This is a genomic window from Actinoplanes sp. NPDC049599, assembly GCF_044465625.1.
GTDB lineage: Bacteria > Actinomycetota > Actinomycetes > Mycobacteriales > Micromonosporaceae > Actinoplanes.
Genome location: NZ_JBITLX010000013.1, coordinates 199,868 through 221,207 on the forward strand (window position 1 = coordinate 199,868; position 21,340 = coordinate 221,207).

Here is a 21,340-nt window from a genome sequence, read left to right on the forward strand (position 1 = left end):
CGGCAGCGGATAGACCATGCAACCACCCTGCGTTCGGCGGGAGCGACGGTCAGCACCATGCAGCCACGCACGACCGGATCTTGAAGTGGCCTCGATTCCCGCACCCGGAGCAGGCCACCTTGGGGTTGATTGGCCCTCGGTGGCACCCCCGCCCCCCGATAAAATTCCCCGCAGACCACACCCCATAAGGAGTCTTCGCTGTGTCCAGCTCTGAGAGCCCCACTTCTGTCACCGGTACCGCGCGGGTCAAGCGCGGCATGGCCGAGATGCTCAAGGGTGGTGTGATCATGGATGTGGTCACGCCGGAGCAGGCCAAGATCGCCGAGGATGCCGGCGCGGTTGCGGTCATGGCGTTGGAGCGGGTGCCCGCGGACATCCGGGCCCAGGGCGGCGTCTCGCGGATGAGCGACCCCGACATGATCGACAGCATCATCAACACCGTCTCCATCCCGGTCATGGCCAAGGCGCGGATCGGCCACTTCGTCGAGGCGCAGGTTTTGCAGTCGCTCGGTGTCGACTACATCGACGAGTCCGAGGTGCTGACGCCCGCCGACTACGCCAACCACATCGACAAGTGGGCGTTCACCGCGCCGTTCGTCTGTGGGGCGACCAACCTCGGCGAGGCGCTGCGGCGGATCACCGAGGGGGCGGCCATGATCCGCTCCAAGGGTGAGGCCGGCACCGGGGACGTCTCCAACGCCACCACCCACATGCGCACCATTCGCGGTGAGATCCGCCGGCTGACCTCGCTGGCCGAGGACGAGCTCTTTGTCGCCGCCAAGGAGCTGCAGGCGCCTTACGACCTGGTGAAGGAGGTCGCCGCGGCCGGGAAGCTGCCGGTGGTCATGTTCACCGCGGGTGGCATCGCCACGCCGGCCGACGCGGCGATGATGATGCAGCTCGGCGCCGAGGGGGTGTTCGTCGGTTCCGGCATCTTCAAGTCCGGCAACCCCGCCCAGCGGGCTGCCGCGATCGTCAAGGCCGTCACGTTCCACGACGACCCCGACGTGATCGCCAAGGTGTCGCGCGGGCTGGGCGAGGCCATGGTCGGCATCAACGTCGAGGAGATCCCGCAGCCGCACCGGCTCGCCGAGCGCGGCTGGTAGGTCCCTCACCGCGGCCCGGTGCGCTTTCCGCGCCCCGGGCCGCCGGCCTGCCCGGCACCAGCGAGAACGTAGGGTGAGATCGTGAACGATGCAGTGACCATCGGGGTGCTGGCGTTGCAGGGCGACGTCCGGGAGCACCTCGCCGCCCTGGCCGAGTGCGGCGCCCTGGCCCGGCCGGTCCGCCGGCCCGAGGAGCTCGACGCGGTCGACGCCCTGGTGATCCCCGGCGGCGAGTCCACCACCATGAGCAACCTGGCCATCACGTTCGGGCTGCTGGAGCCGGTCCGCAAGCGGATCGCCGGCGGCATGCCCGTCTACGGCTCCTGCGCCGGCATGATCATGCTGGCCACCACGGTGCTGGACGGGCGGCCCGACCAGGAGTCGTTCGCCGGGATCGACATGACCGTGCGGCGCAACGCGTTCGGCCGGCAGGTGGACTCGTTCGAGGCCGCGGTCGCCATCGACGACATCGCCGGCGGTGATTTCCACGCGGTTTTCATCCGGGCGCCGTGGGTCGAGGAGGTCGGCGCGGAAGTCAGCGTGCTGGGCCGCGTCACGGCCGGGCCCGCCGCCGGTAGGATTGTCGCCGTTCGGCAGGGGAACCTGCTCGCCACGGCTTTCCACCCGGAGCTCACCGGCGACCTCCGCGTCCACCGGTACTTCGTCGAGATCGTTCGTCAGTCTTCAGTCCGGTCAGGGGCAGCGGCGGGGCGGTTGGAAGCGCAGGCCGAAGACGCACGGTAAACACGGAGGTTATGCATGTCCGGCCACTCCAAATGGGCGACGACGAAGCACAAGAAAGCCGTCATCGACGCCAAGCGCGGCAAGATGTTCGCCAAGCTCATCAAGAACATCGAGGTCGCGGCCCGCACCGGCGGTGGTGATCCCTCCGGCAACCCGACGCTCTACGACGCCATCCAGAAGGCCAAGAAGAGCTCGGTCCCCAACAACAACATCGACAACGCCGTCAAGCGCGGCTCCGGCCTGGAGGCCGGCGGCGCCGACTGGCAGACCATCATGTACGAGGGGTACGGCCCGAACGGCGTGGCGCTGCTGATCGAGTGCCTGACCGACAACCGGAACCGCGCGGCGACCGAGGTGCGGACGGCGCTGACCCGCAACGGCGGCACCTTCGCCGACGCCGGCAGCGTGTCCTACCTGTTCAACCGCAAGGGCGTGGTGATCGTCCCGAAGGACGGCCTGTCCGAGGACGACCTCATGCTGGCGGTCCTGGACGCGGGCGCCGACGAGATCAACGACCTGGGCGAGGCGTTCGAGGTGGTCAGCGAGCCGACCGACCTGGTGGCGGTCCGCACGGCCCTGCAGGACGCGGGCATCGACTACGACTCGGCGGAGTCCTCGCTGGTGCCGACGATGACGGTGCCGGTCGACGAGGAAGCGGCCCGCAAGTGCTTCAAGCTCATCGACGTCCTCGAGGACTGCGACGACGTCCAGAACATCTACGCGAACCTGGACGTGAGCGACGAGGTCATGGCGGCTATTGACGCGTGACACCTGGTCGCACGACCAGTAGGGTGAGGGGGTGCCAACCGTCATGACCGGTCTCAATCTGCCGCCGATCGAGAGCCTGGACGTCGATGATCTCGCCTCCCTGCCCACCGGGTATCGCTATGAGCTGCACGAGGGAAACCTCGTCATCATGACGCCGTCGACCTACTGGCATAAGGTGATGGCTCGCCGGCTCATGATGATGTTGTACGCGGCCGGTCTCGAGGTCCTCCAGGACACTGGAATCCGCGGCGACCGGCCGCGCGACAGCCGCCTCCCCGACCTCGGCGTGGTGACGTCCCTGCCGGCGGACGTGGCCGACTACTCCAACCTGCCGGGCTCCGCCTTCCGCCTGGTCATCGAGATCGTCTCGGAGAATTCCGCGAACAGCGAGTATGCCGAGAAGGCGCGGTGGTACGCGGAGCGCGGCATCCCCGAGTACTGGATCGTCGACCGGACCCCGGAGCGTTCGCACGACGACGCTCTTGTGCACCTGCACCGGTTGACGCTCGCCGGCGACGCTCCCGCATATGTGAGGGAGCGCTCGATGCGTTTGTCGGAGCTGGAAGCGGAGTATCGCGCGAAGGGCGCGTAGCGGGCTCAGGCCGTGGTGGAGAACTGGGACAGGAACTGGACCATCACGCCGATCAGCAGGATGATCCCGCCGATCAGCCGCAGGTAGCGGCGCCACACATACCGCCGGTAGGCGTGCACCCACGCGATCTCCGCCTCCGCGATCACTTCCGAGCCGCGCCGCACCGTGGACGGCAGCAGGTATGCGAGCTGCTGCGCCACCGTCTCCTCCGGTGGGCTTGCCGGTCGCCGGTATCCCGCGCCGGCGGGCTCCAGCACACGGTCCGGTGCCGTCCAGCGTTCGAGGTCGTGCAGGACGGTCACCTCGACCGGATAGACCTGGTCCTCGCGCCACTGCCTCGTTCTCGCCGTCAGGCGGCGGTCCAGGTATTCGCCGGCCGCGTCGCGGTGGGTCAGCCGGGCGGCCCAGGTCAGCCACCGCCAGTGCCCGGCCAGGTCGGTCAGCACCTGCATGGAGACCTCCGGCGCCGCGCGGTCGCCGCCGAGCAGGCGGGACGCCTCGCGGCGGAGCAGGTGCAGCCGGGCCGCCACGAACGCCAGGAACTCCGGCGGCGGCTCGTCGTCCATCGGCGGGATGAGGTTGGCCATGGCGACCTCCGACCTCCATCGTCGGCGCGCCACCCGGTCCCGCGCAAGCGCGGGTTTGTGCGACGCACGGACCTCGCGATCGGCGGGAGCGACGGTCCGCACCATGCAACCAGGCACGACAGCGGGCCTTTGATCTTGATCTTCCCGGGTACGTGTGTCGGCTGCGGCGCGCCGACCCGCATCCCATAGGGTGTCGAACACACGTCCGAGGGGGGTTCTGGTGCGGGTGCTCGGCATCGACCCGGGGTTGACCCGGTGCGGGGTGGGCGTGGTCGAGGGCGTCCCCGGCCGGCCGGGCAAGCTCATCGGCTACTACGTCGTCTACTCCGAGCCCGACGAGGACATCGCGCTGCGGCTGCTGCACCTGGACAAGTCCCTCGGTGACCTCGTCGCGGAGCACAAGCCCGACAGCGTCGCCGTCGAGCGGGTCTTCAGCCAGCACAATGTCCGGACCGTGATGGGCACCGCCCAGGCCAGCGCCGTCGCCATCCTGGCCGGCTCGCGGGCCGGGCTGCCCGTGCAGACCTACACGCCCAGCGAGGTCAAGGCCGCCGTCACCGGCTCCGGCACGGCCGGCAAGGCGCAGGTCACCAGCATGGTCACCCGGCTGCTGGGGCTCGACGCCCCGCCCCGGCCGGCCGACGCCGCCGACGCCCTGGCGCTGGCCATCTGTCACATCTGGCGCGGTGGCACCCGCGCCCGCATGCAGGCTGCCGCCCTGGCCGCCGCTTCCGCTCGTAAGGGAGGAGCCCGACGATGATCGCCAGCGTGCGCGGCGTGGTGGCCGCGATCGCCTCGGACAGCGCCGTCATCGAGGTCGGCGGTGTCGGCATGCAGGTGCAGTGCACGCCCGGGACCTTGGCCGGGCTCAAGACCGGCGCCGAGGCGCGGCTGGCGACCAGCCTGGTGGTGCGCGAGGATTCGCTCACGCTGTACGGGTTCGCCGATGACGCCGAGAAGCACCTGTTCGAGCTGCTGCAGACCGCCAGCGGGGTCGGGCCGCGGGTGGCGCAGGCCGTGCTGGCCGTGCACCAGCCCGAGGTGGTCCGGCGGGCCATCTCCGGGGGCGACCTGGCCACGCTGACCCGGGTGCCGGGGATCGGCAAGAAGGGCGCCGAGCGGATGGTGCTCGAGCTGCGCGACAAGATCGGCATCGTCTCGACCGGGCCGGACGGGGTGGCCGGTGCGCTCAGCGGCGGCTGGCAGGATCAGGTGCGGCAGGGCGTGCTCGCGCTCGGCTGGTCGGCGCAGCAGGCCGATCAGGCCGTGGCCGCCGTCGCCGAGTCGATCGACGGCGAGGTGCCCGCGGTGCCGGTGCTGTTGCGCCAGGCCATCAGGCTGCTGGGCCGAACTCGATGACCGACGATCCGGTCTCTCCCTTTGCGGAGGATGCGGAACTGGACGCGGAGGCCAGCGTCCGGCCCCGCCGGCTGGCCGAGTTCATCGCCCAGCACCGGGTCCGCGACCAGCTGGAGCTGCTGCTCAAGGGCGCGATGGGGCGCGGCACGCCACCCGACCACATCCTGCTGTCCGGGCCGCCAGGCCTCGGAAAAACGACGCTGGCGAATATCGTCGCCGCCGAGCTCGGCACCGGGATCCGGACCACCAGCGGCCCGGTCATCGAGCGCTCCGGCGACCTCGCCGCCATCCTCACCGGCCTGGCCGAGGGCGACGTGCTCTTCATCGACGAGATCCACCGCATCGCCAAGCCCGCCGAGGAGCTGCTGTACAGCGCCATGGAGGACTTCCGGGTCGACGTGGTGGTGGGCAAGGGTCCCGGCGCCACCGCCATCCCGCTGGACGTGGAGCCGTTCACCCTGGTCGGCGCCACCACCCGGGCCGGGCTGCTGTCCGGGCCGATGCGCGACCGCTTCGGCTTCGTCGCGCACCTGGACTTCTACTCGCCGGCCGACCTGGATGCGCTGCTGCACCGCTCGGCGCGCATCCTCGGCGTGCCGATCACCCCGGAGGGCGCCGCCGAGATCGCCGGGCGCTCCCGCGGCACGCCGCGGATCGCCAACCGGCTGCTGCGCCGGGTCCGGGACTATGCCGAGGTACGCGGTGACGGCATCGTCGACGAGGCCACGGCCAAGGCCGCGCTGAAGGTGTACGACGTGGACGAACTGGGCCTGGACCGGCTCGACCGGGCGGTGCTGCGGGCGTTGATCGAGTCGTTCCGGGGCGGCCCGGTGGGGCTGTCCACGCTCGCCGTCGCGGTGGGGGAGCAGTCCGACACGGTCGAGGAGGTCTGCGAGCCGTTTCTGGTCCGGGCCGGGCTGCTGGCCCGGACGCCACGCGGCCGGGTCGCCACCGACGCGGGCTGGCAGCACCTCGGCAAGCGCCCGCCGGAGGGCCGGGGAACGCTGCCGCAGCAGCCCGACCTGTTCGCCCGCGACGCCGAAAGCTCTCCGTAATGTGAACGTGACGTGTGCCGCTGAACGAGTTCCCAGGTAGAGGGATTAGACTCGCCGCCGTTCGAACGGGATGTGTATATCGCCCCGTCGTGTGCCGCTCAGCCGCGTCGGAAGCCCCATGGAAGGTCACTTCGTGTCTATCGCAGCTCAAGCGCAGGGCGGTGGCAGTTTCACGCCGCTGCTTCTGATCGTCCTGCTCTTCGGCGTCATGTACTTCATGATGATCCGCCCGCAGCAGAAGCGGCGTCGTGAGGCGCAGCAGATGCAGTCCGCGCTCGGCCCCGGCGACCAGGTCGTGACCATCGGCGGCCTGCACGCGACGGTGCTCGAGGTGGCCGACGACGTCGTGACCGTCGAGATCGCCCCCGGCGTCCCCGCGCGCTTCGCCCGGCCGGCCATCGCCCGGGTGATCAAGCAGGAGACGGCGGCCGAGCCGGTCGTGGCCGACGACGAGCCGGTCGCCGCCGACCCGGTCGCCGAGCCCGACGCGAGCACCGCAATCGAGAGCCCGGTCGTCGAGACCCGCAAGTCCAAGGACTGATCCGCCGCCGGTCGCGGCTCGCCGACCGGCCGGGCCGCGCCGGAAATCCCGATCCGGCCGCGGAACGGGGCAGCCGCGCGGCTCGTTGTTGTGAATAATCGTCGCCGGGCAAATCGGCCGGAAATCCGCCTGCGGCGGGTCAGCCGTCCGGCGTCCGTACGCCCCGGTTCATCCCCAGCGCCGCGCGCTCCCGCCGCGGCCGAAAAGCACGAGGAGATCGACAGTCGTGGCACGACCACCACAGGGACAGATGCATCCCGGGCGGCAGCTCGCCGTGCTCGGTCTCCTCTTCGTCATCCTCTATTCGCTCGTCTTCTTCGGGGCGGGCGCCAAGGGCGACATTGACGCCCGGCTCGAGCCGAAGCTCGGCCTCGACCTCATCGGCGGCACCCAGGCCACCTACGTGGCCTCGCTGGAGAACGGTCAGGCTCCGTCGCAGGTCAGCATGGAAGAGGCCCGCAAGATCATCGACCAGCGGGTCAACGCGCTGGGTGTCTCCGAGGCCGAGGTGGTCATCGAGGGCAGCCGCAACATCGTGGTGTCCGTCGCCGGTGAGTCCAACGACCAGCTCAAGAACGTCGGCCAGGCCGCGCAGATGCGCTTCCGCAAGGTGCTGAAGGCGACCGGCGACAACGCCGCGGTGGCGGCCAACCCGCCGACCGCGAGCGCCGCGCCGAGCGGCAGCGCCCCCGCCCCCAGCACCAGTGCCGCCCCCGGGGCCAAGGCCAGCGCCGCCCCGTCGGCTTCGTCCGGTGGTCAGGGTGGCGGCGAGCGGGCACCGGCGCCGAGCGCCAGCGCCTCCGCCCCCGCGCCGGTTCCGTCGGCCTCCGCGCCGGCCCCGGCCCCCGTCTCCGCCGACGTCAAGACCCAGCGCGCGGCCATCGAGAAGAAGGTCGGCGCGGCTGCCTGGGCGGCGGCCGAGAAGCTGACCGACCCGGTGGACCTGTCCACCGACCCGGCCGCCGGCGTGCCGTTCAAGGCCTTCGGCACGCTCACCGGCGACGAGGTCAACGCGCTGACGCCGGAGATGCAGTTCAACATCCCGACGATCGGCTGCGCGGAGCAGCTCGACAAGCGCCCCAACGGCGCCATCGACGAGATCAACTCGAAGGTGGTCGCCTGCCAGAGCGGCGCCAAGATGTACCTGGACGTCGCCAAGGTCATCGGCACGGACATCGACACCGCCACCCCGCAGCTGGACCAGCAGCAGGGCCAGTGGGTCGTCTCCCTGGACTTCACCGGCGAGGGCCAGCAGAAGTGGACCGCGCTCACCCGGGAGGCCTTCCAGCCGGCCGCCGACGATTCCTGCGTGGCCGCCGCGCAGGCGCTGTCCACCGGCGCGACGCACTGCCTGGTCGCCGTGGTGCTCGACAAGACGGTCATCTCCGCCCCCGAGATCCAGGGCGTGCTGACCGGCCAGTCGCAGATCACCGGCCAGTTCAACGCCGCGTCGGCCAAGGAGCTCGCCGACCAGATCAAGTACGGCGCGCTGCCGGTCACCTTCCAGCCGGCGAACTCCCAGTCGGTCTCCGCGACGCTGGGCAAGCAGCAGCTCGAGGCGGGCCTGCTGGCCGCCGCGATCGGCATGGGCCTGGTCGCGATCTACTCGTTCTTCTACTACCGCCTGCTCGGCACGGTCATCTTCCTGAGCCTGATCCTGTCCGCGCTGCTGACCTTCGGCGCCCTGGTGGTGCTGGGCCGCACGACCGGCTTCACGCTGACCCTCGCCGGCATAGCCGGCTTCATCGTCTCCTTGGGTGTGGCGGCGGACTCCTTCGTCATCTACTTCGAGAGACTCAAGGACGAGATCCACGAGGGTCGCAGCCCTCGTAGCGCCGTGCCCCGGGCCTGGGTCCGCGCCCGGCGTACCATCATCTCGGCGAACACCATCACCATCATGGCGGCGGTGGTGCTCTACATCGTGTCGATCGGCGCGGTGAAGGGCTTCGCGTTCGCGCTGGGCCTGTCGACGATCCTGGACCTGGTCGTGGTGTTCCTGTTCCGGCACCCGATCATGACGATGTTCGCCAACACCAAGGCGTTCATGTCGCCGCGGGTCAGCGGCCTCGGCCGCGCCCTGAAGCGTGCCCCGACCGACGTCAAGGAGGCCTGACATGGCCAGCAAGGGCTTTGCCGATCGCCTGTACAACGGCGAGGCGAACCTGCAGATCGTCGGTCGCCGCAAGATGTGGTTCGCGATCGCCGCCGCGCTCCTCCTGGTGGCCCTGGGCAGCTTTGTCATCCGGGGCTTCCACCTCGGCATCGAGTTCGCCGGCGGCACCCAGTTCGTGATCCCGGCCAGCGTCGGCACCCAGACCGAGGCGCAGAACGCCGTCGCGAGGGCGGTCGAGACCGCCGGGGTGGCGGAGGCCGCAGACCTCGGCCCCGCGCAGAAGGTCGGCAACGGCCCGGACGCCACCTACACCGTCCGGACCGAGGCGCTGACCCAGGAAGAGTCGACCGCCGTGAAGGACGCGCTGGTCGCCGACCTCAAGGTGCCGGCGGAGGAGATCAGCGACAACCGGGTCTCGGCGGCCTGGGGCACCCAGGTGACCCAGCAGGCGCTGCTCGGCCTGGCCATCTTCCTCGTGCTGGTGCTCGGGTATCTGGTGGTGCGCTTCGAGTGGCGGATGGCGGTGGCGGCTGTCTCGTCGCTGCTGCTCGACCTGGTGCTGACGGCCGGCGTGTACTCGCTGGTCGGCTTCGAGGTCACGCCGTCCACGGTGATCGGCTTCCTGACCATTCTCGGCTTCTCGCTCTACGACGTGGTCGTGGTGTTCGACAAGGTCCAGGAGAACACCCGCGGCATCACCGCGGGCAGCACCCAGACCTACAGCGAGGCGACCAACCTGGCCGTGAACCAGACGTTGATGCGCTCGATCAACACCGGCCTGGTGGCGCTGCTGCCGGTCGGCGGCCTGCTCTTCATCGGCGCGGGCCTGCTCGGCGCCGGCTCGCTGAAGGACCTCGGCCTGGTGCTGTTCGTCGGCATGGGCCTCGGCGTGCTCTCCTCGATCGTGTTCGCGGCGCCGATGCTGTCCGCGCTCAAGGACCAGGAGCCGCGGATCAAGTCGCACACCGCGCGGGTGCTGGCCCGGCGGTCGGCGGCCCGCTCCGGCGACGTCGCCCGGGGCGAGCGTGCCCGGCCGGCCAACGCGACCCCGTCCGACGAGGTGCCGGCGCTGGCCGGTTCCACGCCGCGGCCCGGCGTGCGGCCGGCGGCCAAGCGCAACAACCCGCGCGGTGGTGCGGGCAACCGGCCCAGCGGCGGCCAGAAGCGCCGCTGAGCAGCACGGACCAACCACGGCCCGCCACCGCTTCGGTGGCGGGCCGTCGGCCTGTCTAGGCTGTGCCGCGTGACCCAGACTGACGAGGTACGCGGGGACAGCGGTCCCGAGGTCGCGGCGCTGGTGGCGAGCCGGGTGCTGGACGTGGCCGACTTCCCCAAGCCCGGCATCGTGTTCAAGGACCTGATGCCGCTGTTCGCCGACGGGCCGGTGTTCCGGCAGGTGATCGACGGGATCGTGGCGTGGCACGGCGTCGAGACGTTCGACGTGGTGGCCGGCGTGGAGGCCCGTGGCTTTGTGGTCGCCGCGGCCATCGCGTACGCCACCGGCAAGGGCGTCGTGCCGATGCGCAAGGCCGGTAAGCTGCCCCGCAAGACCCACTCGGTGTCGTACTCGCTGGAGTACGGCGACGCGACCCTCGAGGTGCACGAGGACGCGTTCGTGGCCGGCCAGCGGGTGCTGGTGGTCGACGACGTGCTGGCCACCGGCGGCACCGCGGTCGCGGCGCTGGACCTGGTCGAGCGGGCGGGCGGCACGATCTCCGGTTTCACGGTGCTGATGGAGCTGGGCTTCCTGGACGGCCGGGAGCGGCTGACCCCGCGTACGGTCCATGCGCTGCTGACCGTTTGATCCTAGTCTGCCCCTGTTGGCGGCGTGCTTTCGGCGGCTCGGGCCCGGCCATCGAGGAAGTCCAGGCGGGTAGGATGGCGTTCTCAACAAGGTGAGCAATGGTGATGGACCGGACCGGTCGAGGACGACCGGCCGTGGTCCCGGCGAAGGTGTGAGGAGGCCGGTGTCCAGCGACGTCGCCCCTCCGGCGGAGGGCACGGTGCAGCCGACCGGCGCTAAGGCGTCCGACAAGGCTGAGCAAGCCCCCAAGCCCGAGGCCCCGGCCACCGGGGAGACGCACGACCTCGAGGCGACCCAGCCGCTGTCCCCGGCGGACGAGCCGACCAGTGGGTTCGGGCTGGCCAGCGCGCCCACCGGGCGGCGGGTCCGGGCCCGGCTGGCGCGGTTCAACGCGCCCTGGCAAACCACGCAGGTCAGCGAGGTTCTCGAGCCCCTGATCGCGACCCACCGGGCCAGCCACCCCAAGGCGGACGGGCGGGCGTTGCAGCGTGCCTTCGACGTCGCCGCCCGCTGGCACTCGGGGCAGTACCGCAAGTCCGGTGACCCCTACATCACCCACCCGCTCGCGGTCGCCACCATCCTGGCCAACCTCGGCATGGACACCACCACGCTGGTCGCCGCCCTGCTGCACGACACGATCGAGGACACCGACTACGGCCTGGAGCAGATGAAGGCCGACTTCGGCGGCGAGGTCGCGCTGCTGGTCGACGGCGTCACCAAGCTCGACCGGGTGAAGCTCGGCGACGCGGCCAAGGCGGAGACGATCCGCAAGATGGTCGTCGCGATGGCCAAGGACCCGCGGGTCCTGGTGATCAAGCTGGCCGACCGGCTGCACAACATGCGCACCCTGACCTTCCTGCCGCGGCCCAAGCAGGAGCAGAAGGCCAAGGAGACGCTGGAGATCCTGGCGCCGCTGGCCCACCGCCTGGGCATGAACACGATCAAGTGGGAGCTCGAGGACCTCGCGTTCGGCACGCTGTTCCCGAAGCGGTTCGAGGAGATCAACCGCCTGATCGGCGAGCACCAGCCGCAGCGGGAGGCGCTGCTGCGCCAGGTCACCCAGCGGGTCCAGCTCGACCTCAAGTCGGCGAAGATCAAGGCGGAGACCACCGGCCGCCCCAAGCACCTGTACTCGATCTACCAGAAGATGATCGTCCGGGGCCGCGACTTCAACGACATCTACGACCTGGTCGGCGTGCGCATCCTGGTCGACACGGTCCGCGACTGCTACGCCGCGCTGGGCGTCATCCACGCGAACTGGCAGCCGGTGCCGGGCCGGTTCAAGGACTACATCGCGATGCCGAAGTTCAACATGTACCAGTCGCTGCACACGACGGTCATCGGCCCCACCGGCAAGCCGGTCGAGATGCAGATCCGCACCTTCGCGATGCACCGCACGGCCGAGTTCGGCATCGCCGCGCACTGGAAGTACAAGGAGCAGAAGGGCGCCACGATCGTGGGCCCGCCGGCGCACATCGACGAGATGACCTGGCTGCGGCAGCTGCTCGACTGGCAGCGCGAGGCGAGCGACCCCAGCGAGTTTCTGGACGCGCTGCGCTTCGACCTGTCCAGCCAGGAGGTGTACGTCTTCACCCCCAAGGGCGACGTCATCCCGCTGCCGACCGGTTCGACGCCGGTGGACTTCGCGTACGCGGTGCACACCGAGGTCGGCCACAAGACCATCGGCGCCCGGGTGAACGGCAAGCTGGTGCCGCTGGAGTCCACCCTGTCCAACGGCGACGTCATCGAGATATTCACCTCGAAGTCCGCCACGGCCGGCCCCACCCAGGACTGGCTCGGCTTCGTCAAGAGCCCCCGCGCCCGCACCAAGATCCGCCAGTACTTCAACAAGGAACGCCGCGAGGAAGCGATCGAGGACGGCAAGGAGGCGATCGTCAAGGCGATGCGCAAGCAGGGCCTGCCCCTGCAGCGCATGCTGACGAGCGACAACCTGACGACCATCGCCCGCGACCTGCACCTGGCCGACGTCGCCTCGCTGTACGCGGCGGTCGGCGAGAGCACGGTCTCCGCCCAGTCGGTCGTGCAGAAGCTCGTCGCCGGGTTCGGCGGCGAGGAGGGCGCGGTCGAGGACATCGCCGAGACCGCCGTCGCGACCCGCCCGCCCCGCAACCGCAGCACCGCGCAGGACCCCGGCGTGGTGGTCAAGGACGTCAGCGACGTCTGGGTGAAGCTGGCCCGCTGCTGCACCCCGGTGCCGGGCGACGCGGTGTTCGGCTTCGTCACCCGCTCCGGCGGCGTCAGCGTGCACCGCGAGGACTGCGCCAACGCCGAGGACCTGCGCGAGCAGAGCGAACGCGTGGTCGAGGTGAGCTGGAAGCCCACCTCCGCGTCGACGTTCCTGGTGGCGATCCAGGTGGAGGCGCTCGACCGGCACAAGCTGCTGGCCGACGTGACCCGGGTGCTGAGCGAGGAACGCGTCAACATCCTGTCCGCGACGGTCACCACGACCCGCGACCGGGTGGCGGTCAGCCGGTTCACGTTCGAGATGGCCGACCCGAAGCACCTCGGCCACCTGGTGGCGGCGGTGCGCAAGGTGGACGGTGTGTTCGACGCATACCGGGTGACGTCAGGCGCCTGAGCGCCCCAGGCGCTGGAGCTGCCCGTCGTGCACATCGCCGACCCACTCCCAGCCGGGCTGGGCCGAGGGCCGACCCGCGGGTCCTGGGGCACCCGGCCCGCGCGCAAGGCGAGCACGTACGCCCGATCCTGGTCGATGCGCGCCCGCGCCTGACCGGCTCCGCCGACTGACCCGTGGCCCGGGACGACAACCTCGGCGCCGCCCGCCACGCCGTCGAGGAGCCGCAGCGCAGCGAGGTAGTCCTCGATCGGGTCGGCGGCGGTGCCGTGCAGGTCGAGCATCGGGATGAGCACGTCGGAGAGCATGTCGCCGGCGACGAGCACCCCGCGTCCCTCGACAACCAGCGCCGCATGCCCCGGCGCGTGCGCCCGATGCTCGATGATCCGGACCGGCGGGCCGTCCCAGGGGATCCGCGCGGTCCCGGCGGGCAGGGCGGTGACGAGTCCGTACAGGTCCAGCGAGACCTGCTCGGCGATGCCGGTCGGGCCCAGGTGGTCGGTGATGGCGGCCTTCGCGTCCGGCTCGGCCAGCTGATCCCGTACGTCGGCAGCGCAGCGGGCCGTGCCGTAGCGAGGGGCGAGGTCGTCGGAGGCGCTTTGATCGAGGCGATGCGGCAGTTCGCGGCGCCGAGCCGGGGGTGCCAGAGGAGGTGATCCCAGTGCGGATGCGTCGAGAAGCCCGCCACCACGGTCCGGCCGGACCGGGACAGGTCGTCCGCGAGGCAGGCCATTTCGTGGTCCTGCACCCCGGCGTCGATGAGCAACACGCCGGTGCGGCCGTGCACGACCACGGCGTTGCTCTGGCAGAACTCGCTCTCATGAACCAGCACACCCTCGGCGACCTGCGTCAGCACGGGCGGCCCCCTCCGCTCAGATCAGGTCGAAGCCACGCCGGATCGCGATCTCCACGGGAGGGTATCCGCCGTCGGCCCGCCCAGCTCGTCCGGCGCGGCCGCACCCGGCACGGGAGACATCGCCGGTGGGAGCCGGCGCGCGGAGACTGCCACCGGGTCGGTCATGCTGGCCACCCGATGCACAGGCTGCGTCCACGTCGCGGGATCGTCCGGTACGCGCCCGTCTCCCGCCACGAGTGGTCCCCGCCGAGCCGTGGCGTGCTCGAGCCGTCGACGACTTCCGCACCGCGACTGGCAAGCGCCGGCCACCCGTCGAACCGGTATGACGCCCGGACGCGCCTGAGCGAGGTCGCCCACCTGCGGTCCGTCCGCGAAGCGTACTGGCGCCGGCGCGGGTCATGGTGATCACCAAGCCCAGGCGGCGGTGCGGGGCCGGCTTCACCATGCAATCAGCCTGCGCTCGGCGGGGGCGCGCCCTGTGTCAACCGGTGTCGCGAGACGGACGGTCCGCACCAGCGGAACCGGGCAGCCGCGAGCCTCGCGCAGTCCACAACGGATCACCGCCCCCCAGTCGCGGGCCGGATCTCAGCGGCGCGAGCACCCGAGGTGACCCCTGCTGAGTGTTCTGCACGGCTGGTTCGCGGGTTGATCACCACGGCCAGGACGGGTGACGAGCGCGGGGAGCCGCGCGGACACACTGACCTGTACGGATCGGGCCCTGCGGTGGATCGATGGCCCTGACTCCGGGTCCGCTGGCGACCACTCCTGCCGCTCTCACCGCCCCTACCGCTCTCACCGCCTTCACCCGCTCTCACCGCCTCCACCGCCGCGCCCGCCACGCCCCCAATCCGTCCGCCCGCCCGTCCGTCCGCCCGCCCGTCACGCCCGTCCGCCTGCCCGTCCGCCCGCACGCCCGCCCGCCACGCCCGCCCGCCACGCCCGCCACGCCCGCCACGGCCGCACGCCACGGCCGCACGCCACGCCTGTCCGCCACGCCCGCACGCCACGCCTGTCCGCCGCGCCCGCCTGTCCGCCACGCCCGCCCGCCTGTCCGCCACGCCTGCCCGCCTGTCCGCCACGCCTGCCCGCCTGTCCGCCACGCCTGCGCCGCCGGGCCTCCGCGTCGCGCGCCACTGGCGGCTTTGCTGTTCTCGCCCGCGGCGGTGCCCGGACAGCGCCGAGACAAGCCTCTCCGTCACCCCGCATCACCGGCGGCACCCGAGCGAGCGCCAATCTTGTGGCACCACGGTCAGCTCCTCACCACACCGCCACAAGATCGCCGCCAACGCCCACCACCACGCATCATTTGCGGTTTTTGAGTGGTCGGCGATCCGAATGGTGAGACACCTATCCGCCTGTTGAGACGATCGCCCGGCATCGGACATCGACACCCATCATGCGGACACCAAGTCCAGCTGCCGGGACCGCACCCCGCAGCCGACAGCACCCCGCAGCCCACACCACACCACACCGCACGCCAACCGGAACCACGCTTCCCCACACAGATCGACCGCCACCACCTACCGCCGCCGCCCGCCCTACCGTCACCGCCTACTGCCACAGCCAACGCCTGCTGCCAACGCCTGCCGCCACCGCCAACGCCAACGCCTGCTGCCAACGCCTGCCGCCACCGCCAACGCCTGCCGCCGCGACGTCGGACCTGTACCGGCAGGCTTCAGCACGGCCAGGTGACAAACCACGATCCCAGCGTGTCGCCGTCCGGTCATCCGCGTGCGGGTCCTCCGGGCAAACCAGTCGGCAGTCCCTCGAGCCGGGATCAGCTCCGCACCGCCCCTACCAGGTCAGCCGCAGCTCACCAGGGGGACAGCCGGTCGGCCCGGAGCCGACCGCAACCCCCGCCGGGAGCTCGGCCGTCACGACGACCGGTTGTGCCAGCCGCCGCGCGTGGAGCACTCACCGCAAGCGGGCGCGAGGAACCCTGCAATCAGCCTGCGTTCGGCGGGAGCGACGGTCAGCACCATGCAACCAGGCACGACCGGAAGAATTTGATCTTGAGGTTTTGTGGGCAGCAAAAAGGCGGACCCCGCGGGGTCCGCCTTTTCGGGTCTGGTTAGGCCTTCGCCATCGTCAGCGTCTTGATGGTGATTTCCTTCTTCGGGTGACCGTCGCCCTTGCCGTTGGCGTCGTCGGTGCCTGCCTTGGCCACCGTCTCGACGATGTCCATGCCCGTGGTGATCGTGCCCAGGACCGTGTAGTCCGGCGGCAGGTCGGTGTCCTCGTAGACGATGAAGAACTGGCTGCCCGTGCTGCTGGGCGCCGACGTCTTCGCCATCGCGATGGTGCCCTTCGGGTACGCCGGCTTGGCGTTGACCGGGAGGTTCTCCTCCGCGTAGCGGAAGCTCGGGCCGCCGGAGCCGTCACTCTCCCGCCAGCCCTTGCCGGTGGCGGTCGGGTCGCCGCACTGCAGCACCTTGATGCCCGCCGTGGTGAGGCGGTGGCACTTGGTGTTGTCCCAGAACTTCTTGCTTGCCAGGTACGTGAAGGCCTCGCCGGTGCAGGGCGCCTTGGACAGGTCCACCTTGGCCGTGACGGCGCCGAGGTTGGTGTCCATGGTGAGCGTGGCCGCGCCCATGTTCGGGGCGTTCGCCGCCGGGGTGCCGACGTCCTTGACCTTGCTGCCGGTGCTGCCGTCCTCCGGGATCCACGAGCAGGCCACGGTGCCGGGCGGCGGGGCGGCCGCGTCTGGGGTCTTCTTGTCGTCGTCGTTGCGCAGCGCGGCGACGATCGCCACGGTGACGCCGGCGATCACGACGACCGCGAGGGCCGAGCCGATAATGGCCTGCCGCTGCCGGCGCTTGCGCGCCGCAGTGGCCCGCTCGGCCATCTCCTTCTCCAGCCGGGCCCGCGCCGCCGCGCGCTGCCGGTCCTTGATCGACGACACGGTGTTCCTCCTGTATGCCTCGGTGCGGTGAGGGGATGTGGTGACGATTCTGGTAGGAGAAGCTCAGGACTGGCTGGACGCCGAGGGGTCGGGCGCGCTGCCGGGCTCGCCGACGGTGATGCTCTGCACGGTGATCTTGTTCTTCGGCGTGACCTTGTCGCCGGCGCTGTTCGCCACGGTGGCGATCTTGCCGATCTTGGCGACCGTGTCCAGGCCGCCGGTCACCGTTCCGACGATCGGGTACTGCGGTTCCGTCTTCGGGGTGAAGTCCTTGAAGAAGATCAGGAACTGGCTGCCGTTGGCGCCCGGCGGGTTACCGATCATCGCCACGGTGCCCTTGGGATAGAGCGGGGCCTGCGGGGTGGCCGCGGCCGAGGCGCTGGGCGCGGGCGCCGGCGCCAGCGGCGTGTTCTCGTTGTAGACCGTGTACGTCGGGCCGCCCTGCCCGGTGCCCTTGGGGTCACCGCACCGGATCGCGCCCTCGGTGGTGATCTCGTGGCACGTGGTGTTGTCGAAGAACTGCTTGCTCGCCAGGTAGCTCAGGCTCGCGCTGCTGCACGGCGCGTCGGCCAGGTCCAGCGAGACGACGATCGGTGCACCCTGGTCGGTGGTGATCGTCATCGGCCGGGTGCCCTCGGTGGGGATGCCACCGGTCGGCGGCTCGCCCACGTCCTTGAGGTCCGGATTCGACTCGGCGTTCTGCGGGGTCCACGCGCACACGTCGGTGGCTGTCGTGTCGACCGGCTCGTCACCGTCGAACGCGCCACCGAGCCACGCCACCCCGCCCACGATCAGGGCAAGCGCGAGTGCCGCACCGAGCCCGGCCTGGATCTGCCGCCGCCGGCGTTGCCTGCCCGCCCGGCGTGCCAGCTGCCGATCGAGCTTCTCCCGCGCCAGCTTTCGCGCCCGGTCCCTGCTGGAAGCCACCGAGTGCTCCCCTTCCTTAAACTCTTGTTCGTGCGCCACGCCACACGCCCGCAAGAGTGTACGGGTAACCGCTGGGAATGTGGTGTGCGAGGTGTGTACGGTGCGTCCCGCTAGGCTGGCCCAGGGAGATTGACTGTCAGAGAGGGGTGCGGAGTGCTCGTCACCGGCTTTCCGGCCGAGGCCTTCGGCACCAACTGCTACGTGGTGGCCGCCGGCCCGGGCGAGCAGTGCCTGATCATCGACCCGGGCATCGGCGTGCTGGACCGCCTCGACGAGGTGCTGGCGCAGCACCGGCTGCACCCGGCCGCGGTCCTGCTCACCCACGGCCACCTCGACCACACCTTCTCCGTCGCGCCGGTCTGCGGCGCGCGCGGCATCACGGCGTACGTGCACCCGGCCGACCGGGAGATGCTCGCCGACCCGGCCAAGGGGCTCAGCGTCGACCTGAACGCGCTGTTCGGCGGGCGGCTGCCGTACACCGAGCCCGAGGACGTCGCGGAGCTGACCGACGGAGCCACGCTGAGCCTCGCCGGCCTGGAGGTCACCGTCGACCACGCGCCCGGCCATACCGGCGGGTCGGTGCTCTTCCGGCTGCCCGGCGCGGGCTCGTCCTGGGAGGCGGAGCAGATCTGCCTCTCCGGCGACGTGCTCTTCGCCGGCTCGATCGGCCGCACCGACCTGCCGGGCGGCAGCACGGAGACGATGATGACCAGCCTGCGGGACAAGATCCTGCCGCTGGCCGACAACACCGTCGTGCTGCCCGGCCACGGACCGGAAACCACCATCGGCCGCGAGCGCAAGGCGAACCCGTACCTGCGGGAACTGACCGCCGCGCCCGGCCGGGGCCGCTGAGACTTCCCGCAAGGAGAACAGCACCATGAGCAAGCCCACGCCCATCTCCGGCTTCCCGGAATGGCTGCCCGCCCAGCGGATGATCGAGCAGAACGTCGTCGAACGGATCCGCCGCACCTTCGAGCTGTACGGCTTCGCGCCGCTGGAGACCCGCGCGGTCGAACCGCTGGACCAGCTGCTGCGCAAGGGCGAGACCTCCAAGGAGGTGTACGTCCTGCGCCGCCTGCAGGAGGACCCGGCCGGCCCGCGCTCCGACGACGCGCTGGGGCTGCACTTCGACCTGACCGTGCCGTTCGCCCGCTTCGTGCTGGAGAACAGCGGCAAACTCCAGTTCCCGTTCCGCCGCTACCAGATCCAGAAGGTGTGGCGCGGCGAACGCCCGCAGGAGGGCCGCTACCGCGAGTTCCTCCAGGCCGACATCGACGTGGTCGACCGCGACACCCTGCCGTTCCACTACGACACCGAGATGCCGCTGGTGATCGGGGACGCGTTCGCGTCACTGCCGATCCCGAAGGCGACGATCCTGGTCAACAACCGCAAGGTGTGCGAGGGCTTCTACCGCGGCCTCGGCCTGGCCGACCCCGACCAGGTGCTGCGCACCATCGACCGGCTGGACCGGATCGGCCCGGAAAAGGTCACGGCCCTGCTGATGGAAACCGCGGGCGCGACCGACGCCCAGGCGGCGGCCTGCCTCAAACTGGCCTCGATCTCGGCCACCGACGGCTCCTTCGTGGACGCGGTCCGCGCCCTCGGCGTCGACAACCCCCTGCTGGACGAGGGCCTGGAAGAACTCCTCCGGGTCGTCGAAGCAGGAGCCGAACACGCCCCCGGCCTGATCCGCGCGGAGCTGAAAATCGCCCGCGGCCTGGACTACTACACCGGCACGGTCTACGAGACCCAGCTGCAGGGCTACGAGAAGCACGGCTCGATCTGCTCCGGCGGCCGCTACGAGAACCTGGCCACGGCGGGCAACGAACGCTTCCCCGGCGTCGGCATCTCGATCGGCGTCTCCCGGATGCTCGGCCTGCTGTTCGGCCAGAACGCCCTGACGATCACCCGCAGCGTGCCGACCTGCGTGGTGGTGGCGCTGCCGACCGAGGACCAGCGCCCGGCCTGCGACCGCATCGCCCAGGGGCTGCGCAGCCGCGGCATCAACACCGAGGTGGCCCCGACGGCGGCGAAATTCGGCAAGCAGATCCGCTTCGCCGAGCGGCGCGGCATCCCGTTCGTGTGGTTCCCGGGGGCGGACGGCGAGGCCGACACCATCAAGGACATCCGCTCGGGGGAGCAGGTCGAGGCGGACGCCGGGAGCTGGACACCGCCGGCGGGGGATCTGCTTCCGGGGATCTCGCAGGGTTAGATCAAAATCTTGCTGTCGTGCGTGGTTGCATGGTGCTGACCGTCGCTCCCGCCGATTGCAGGCTGGTTGCATGGTGGGCTTGGGGGCGGGGATGACCCACTCCGGGCGGTCAGGCTTGGTCCCTGCGTGGGTCATCCCCGCCCCCAAGCCCTGTTGTGGTCCGGCTTGGTGCTTTGCGGCAAGCTCCCGCCGGTGGAGCCGCGGGTACTGTCGCGCCGGGGTTTGACCAGCCGACTTTCGCCATTCAGCGCCGTCGCAGCCTCAGCGGCTGCCTTACCGCAGATCTTGATGAGCTAGAACGTTCTAGCTGAACCACACCGCTACAAGGTCTACCGGTCGCGCCCCTTTCCTCCTGAGATGACCCCCTCAACCTCCGCTGCCGCCACGCACCCTCCACGGGCTAATCCCGCATACCGGACGAACTCGGCAACGGGCTGGATCGCGGGGGACCGTGATCCAGAAATGGCGAAAGTCGGGTGACCGCGGCGCTACAAGATTCGCTGGAGTGTTGATGTCTGGCTCGCCGTTGGCGCCTATCTTGACCATTTGCCTCGCTTTGGCCGCGCCTGCCCGCGTCCTGCCGCGCCTGCCCGCGTCCTGCCGCGCCTGCCCGCGTCCTGCTGTGCCTGCCCGCGTCCTGCTGCACCTGCCCGCGTCCAGCTGCGCCGACTTGCATCCAGCTGCGCCGACTTGCGTCCCGCTGCGCCTGCCCGCGTCCCCGCTGCGCCGGCTTGCGTCCAGCCGCGCCTACCCGCGTCCAGCTGCGCCGACTTGCATCCAGCTGCGCCGACTTGTGCCCTGCCGCGTCCAGCAGCGCCGACCCGCGTCCAGCAGACTCCCGCCCGGTCGTGCAGACCCCGCGCCGCCCGCGCTCACCTGAGCCGCACCCCGCGCCCAGCTGCACCGACCGCGTCCAGCCGCGCCGCGCTGACCCGCGGGGACCCGCCGCGCCGTCCAGCCCTACCCGGATCTTGTTTCGGTGGGGTGCGGAGTTGACTGTGGCGGCAGTGGTCTGCGGGAGTTGCCTGGCCTCGCGGCGCGTCGCCTCGATCTGCGCGGATCTTGTTTCGGGAGGGTGCGGAGGGCGTTTTCAGCCGGTGGTTGCATCACCGAGGAGCTCGGTGAGCCGCTCGGCGGGAGTGTTCCATGCCAGGGTCATGCGGGGGCGTTCGTTGAGC

16 protein-coding genes and 3 pseudogenes are annotated in these 21,340 nt (G+C 70.7%); 14 read left to right on the forward strand and 5 right to left on the reverse strand.

Annotation, left to right across the window (positions count from 1 at the left end):
• Positions 1 to 200 precede the first annotated feature (200 nt).
• The 4 genes from pdxS to ACIBQZ_RS23630 all read left to right on the forward strand — a co-directional run bounded on the left by pdxS (position 201) and on the right by ACIBQZ_RS23630 (position 3,210).
• Complete coding sequence (gene pdxS / locus ACIBQZ_RS23615) at positions 201 to 1,106, forward strand: pyridoxal 5'-phosphate synthase lyase subunit PdxS (RefSeq protein ID WP_396090923.1); 906 nt, start codon at positions 201 to 203, stop codon at positions 1,104 to 1,106.
• Positions 1,107 to 1,187: 81 nt separating this feature from the next.
• Complete coding sequence (pdxT, locus tag ACIBQZ_RS23620; protein ID WP_396090924.1) at positions 1,188 to 1,850, forward strand: pyridoxal 5'-phosphate synthase glutaminase subunit PdxT; 663 nt, start codon at positions 1,188 to 1,190, stop codon at positions 1,848 to 1,850.
• Between the two features lie 15 nt (positions 1,851 to 1,865).
• Positions 1,866 to 2,618: a YebC/PmpR family DNA-binding transcriptional regulator gene (locus ACIBQZ_RS23625; RefSeq protein WP_396090925.1), complete on the forward strand. Its 753-nt coding sequence runs from the start codon at positions 1,866 to 1,868 to the stop codon at positions 2,616 to 2,618.
• A gap of 31 nt (positions 2,619 to 2,649) precedes the next feature.
• Positions 2,650 to 3,210 carry a Uma2 family endonuclease gene (locus ACIBQZ_RS23630; protein ID WP_396090926.1) on the forward strand — a complete coding sequence of 187 codons (561 nt, stop codon included), beginning with the start codon at positions 2,650 to 2,652 and terminating at the stop codon, positions 3,208 to 3,210.
• A 5-nt stretch (positions 3,211 to 3,215) separates the two neighbouring features.
• Here ACIBQZ_RS23630 and ACIBQZ_RS23635 read toward each other — a convergent pair whose 3' ends face one another.
• A complete protein-coding gene (locus ACIBQZ_RS23635) occupies positions 3,216 to 3,797 on the reverse strand; it encodes a hypothetical protein (RefSeq protein WP_396090927.1) in 582 nt (193 codons plus the stop codon).
• Positions 3,798 to 4,017: 220 nt separating this feature from the next.
• Between ACIBQZ_RS23635 and ruvC the strand changes: the two genes are divergently transcribed.
• The 8 genes and pseudogenes from ruvC to ACIBQZ_RS23675 all read left to right on the forward strand — a co-directional run bounded on the left by ruvC (position 4,018) and on the right by ACIBQZ_RS23675 (position 13,268).
• Entirely contained in the window at positions 4,018 to 4,557 is a 540-nt protein-coding gene (gene ruvC / locus ACIBQZ_RS23640) for a crossover junction endodeoxyribonuclease RuvC (RefSeq protein WP_396090928.1), read from the forward strand.
• Complete coding sequence (ruvA, locus tag ACIBQZ_RS23645) at positions 4,554 to 5,156, forward strand: Holliday junction branch migration protein RuvA (RefSeq protein ID WP_396090929.1); 603 nt, start codon at positions 4,554 to 4,556, stop codon at positions 5,154 to 5,156. The genes ruvC and ruvA overlap by 4 nt, the downstream gene beginning before the upstream one ends.
• Positions 5,153 to 6,211 (forward strand): Holliday junction branch migration DNA helicase RuvB, encoded by a 1,059-nt coding sequence (ruvB, locus tag ACIBQZ_RS23650; protein WP_396090930.1) that lies wholly within the window; start codon positions 5,153 to 5,155, stop codon positions 6,209 to 6,211. The genes ruvA and ruvB overlap by 4 nt, the downstream gene beginning before the upstream one ends.
• A gap of 133 nt (positions 6,212 to 6,344) precedes the next feature.
• Positions 6,345 to 6,680 (forward strand): annotated as a pseudogene (gene yajC, locus ACIBQZ_RS23655) (preprotein translocase subunit YajC); the annotation flags it as partial.
• Positions 6,681 to 7,002: 322 nt separating this feature from the next.
• Positions 7,003 to 8,865: a protein translocase subunit SecD gene (gene secD / locus ACIBQZ_RS23660; protein WP_396090939.1), complete on the forward strand. Its 1,863-nt coding sequence runs from the start codon at positions 7,003 to 7,005 to the stop codon at positions 8,863 to 8,865.
• 1 nt (position 8,866) lies between these two features.
• A complete protein-coding gene (gene secF / locus ACIBQZ_RS23665) occupies positions 8,867 to 10,039 on the forward strand; it encodes a protein translocase subunit SecF (protein ID WP_396090931.1) in 1,173 nt (390 codons plus the stop codon).
• A gap of 69 nt (positions 10,040 to 10,108) precedes the next feature.
• Positions 10,109 to 10,669, forward strand: a complete 561-nt coding sequence (locus ACIBQZ_RS23670; protein WP_396090932.1) for an adenine phosphoribosyltransferase — start codon at positions 10,109 to 10,111, stop codon at positions 10,667 to 10,669.
• Between the two features lie 199 nt (positions 10,670 to 10,868).
• Positions 10,869 to 13,268 (forward strand): RelA/SpoT family protein, encoded by a 2,400-nt coding sequence (locus ACIBQZ_RS23675; protein WP_396090940.1) that lies wholly within the window; start codon positions 10,869 to 10,871, stop codon positions 13,266 to 13,268.
• Between the two features lie 233 nt (positions 13,269 to 13,501).
• Here ACIBQZ_RS23675 and ACIBQZ_RS23680 read toward each other — a convergent pair.
• From ACIBQZ_RS23680 to ACIBQZ_RS23695, 4 genes and pseudogenes are all read right to left on the reverse strand, one after another.
• Positions 13,502 to 13,993, reverse strand: a pseudogene (locus tag ACIBQZ_RS23680) (MBL fold metallo-hydrolase); the annotation flags it as partial.
• A pseudogene (locus tag ACIBQZ_RS23685) lies at positions 13,957 to 14,121 on the reverse strand (MBL fold metallo-hydrolase); the annotation flags it as partial. The pseudogenes ACIBQZ_RS23685 and ACIBQZ_RS23680, both read right to left, overlap by 37 nt.
• Before the next feature lie 2,071 nt (positions 14,122 to 16,192).
• The gene (locus tag ACIBQZ_RS23690) at positions 16,193 to 17,023 is read right to left on the reverse strand and encodes a peptidylprolyl isomerase (RefSeq protein ID WP_396090933.1); all 831 of its coding nucleotides are present in this window, start codon (positions 17,021 to 17,023) and stop codon (positions 16,193 to 16,195) included.
• A 63-nt stretch (positions 17,024 to 17,086) separates the two neighbouring features.
• On the reverse strand, positions 17,087 to 17,950 hold the full coding sequence (locus tag ACIBQZ_RS23695; RefSeq protein ID WP_396090934.1) for a peptidylprolyl isomerase: 864 nt from the start codon (positions 17,948 to 17,950) through the stop codon (positions 17,087 to 17,089).
• Between the two features lie 153 nt (positions 17,951 to 18,103).
• Here ACIBQZ_RS23695 and ACIBQZ_RS23700 point away from each other — a divergent pair, with 153 nt between their 5' ends.
• Both ACIBQZ_RS23700 and hisS read left to right on the forward strand, forming a co-directional pair.
• Positions 18,104 to 18,802, forward strand: coding sequence for an MBL fold metallo-hydrolase (locus ACIBQZ_RS23700; protein ID WP_396090935.1), 699 nt, complete (start codon positions 18,104 to 18,106; stop codon positions 18,800 to 18,802).
• 25 nt (positions 18,803 to 18,827) lie between these two features.
• Positions 18,828 to 20,162, forward strand: coding sequence for a histidine--tRNA ligase (gene hisS / locus ACIBQZ_RS23705; RefSeq protein ID WP_396090936.1), 1,335 nt, complete (start codon positions 18,828 to 18,830; stop codon positions 20,160 to 20,162).
• Positions 20,163 to 21,340: the final 1,178 nt, after the last annotated feature.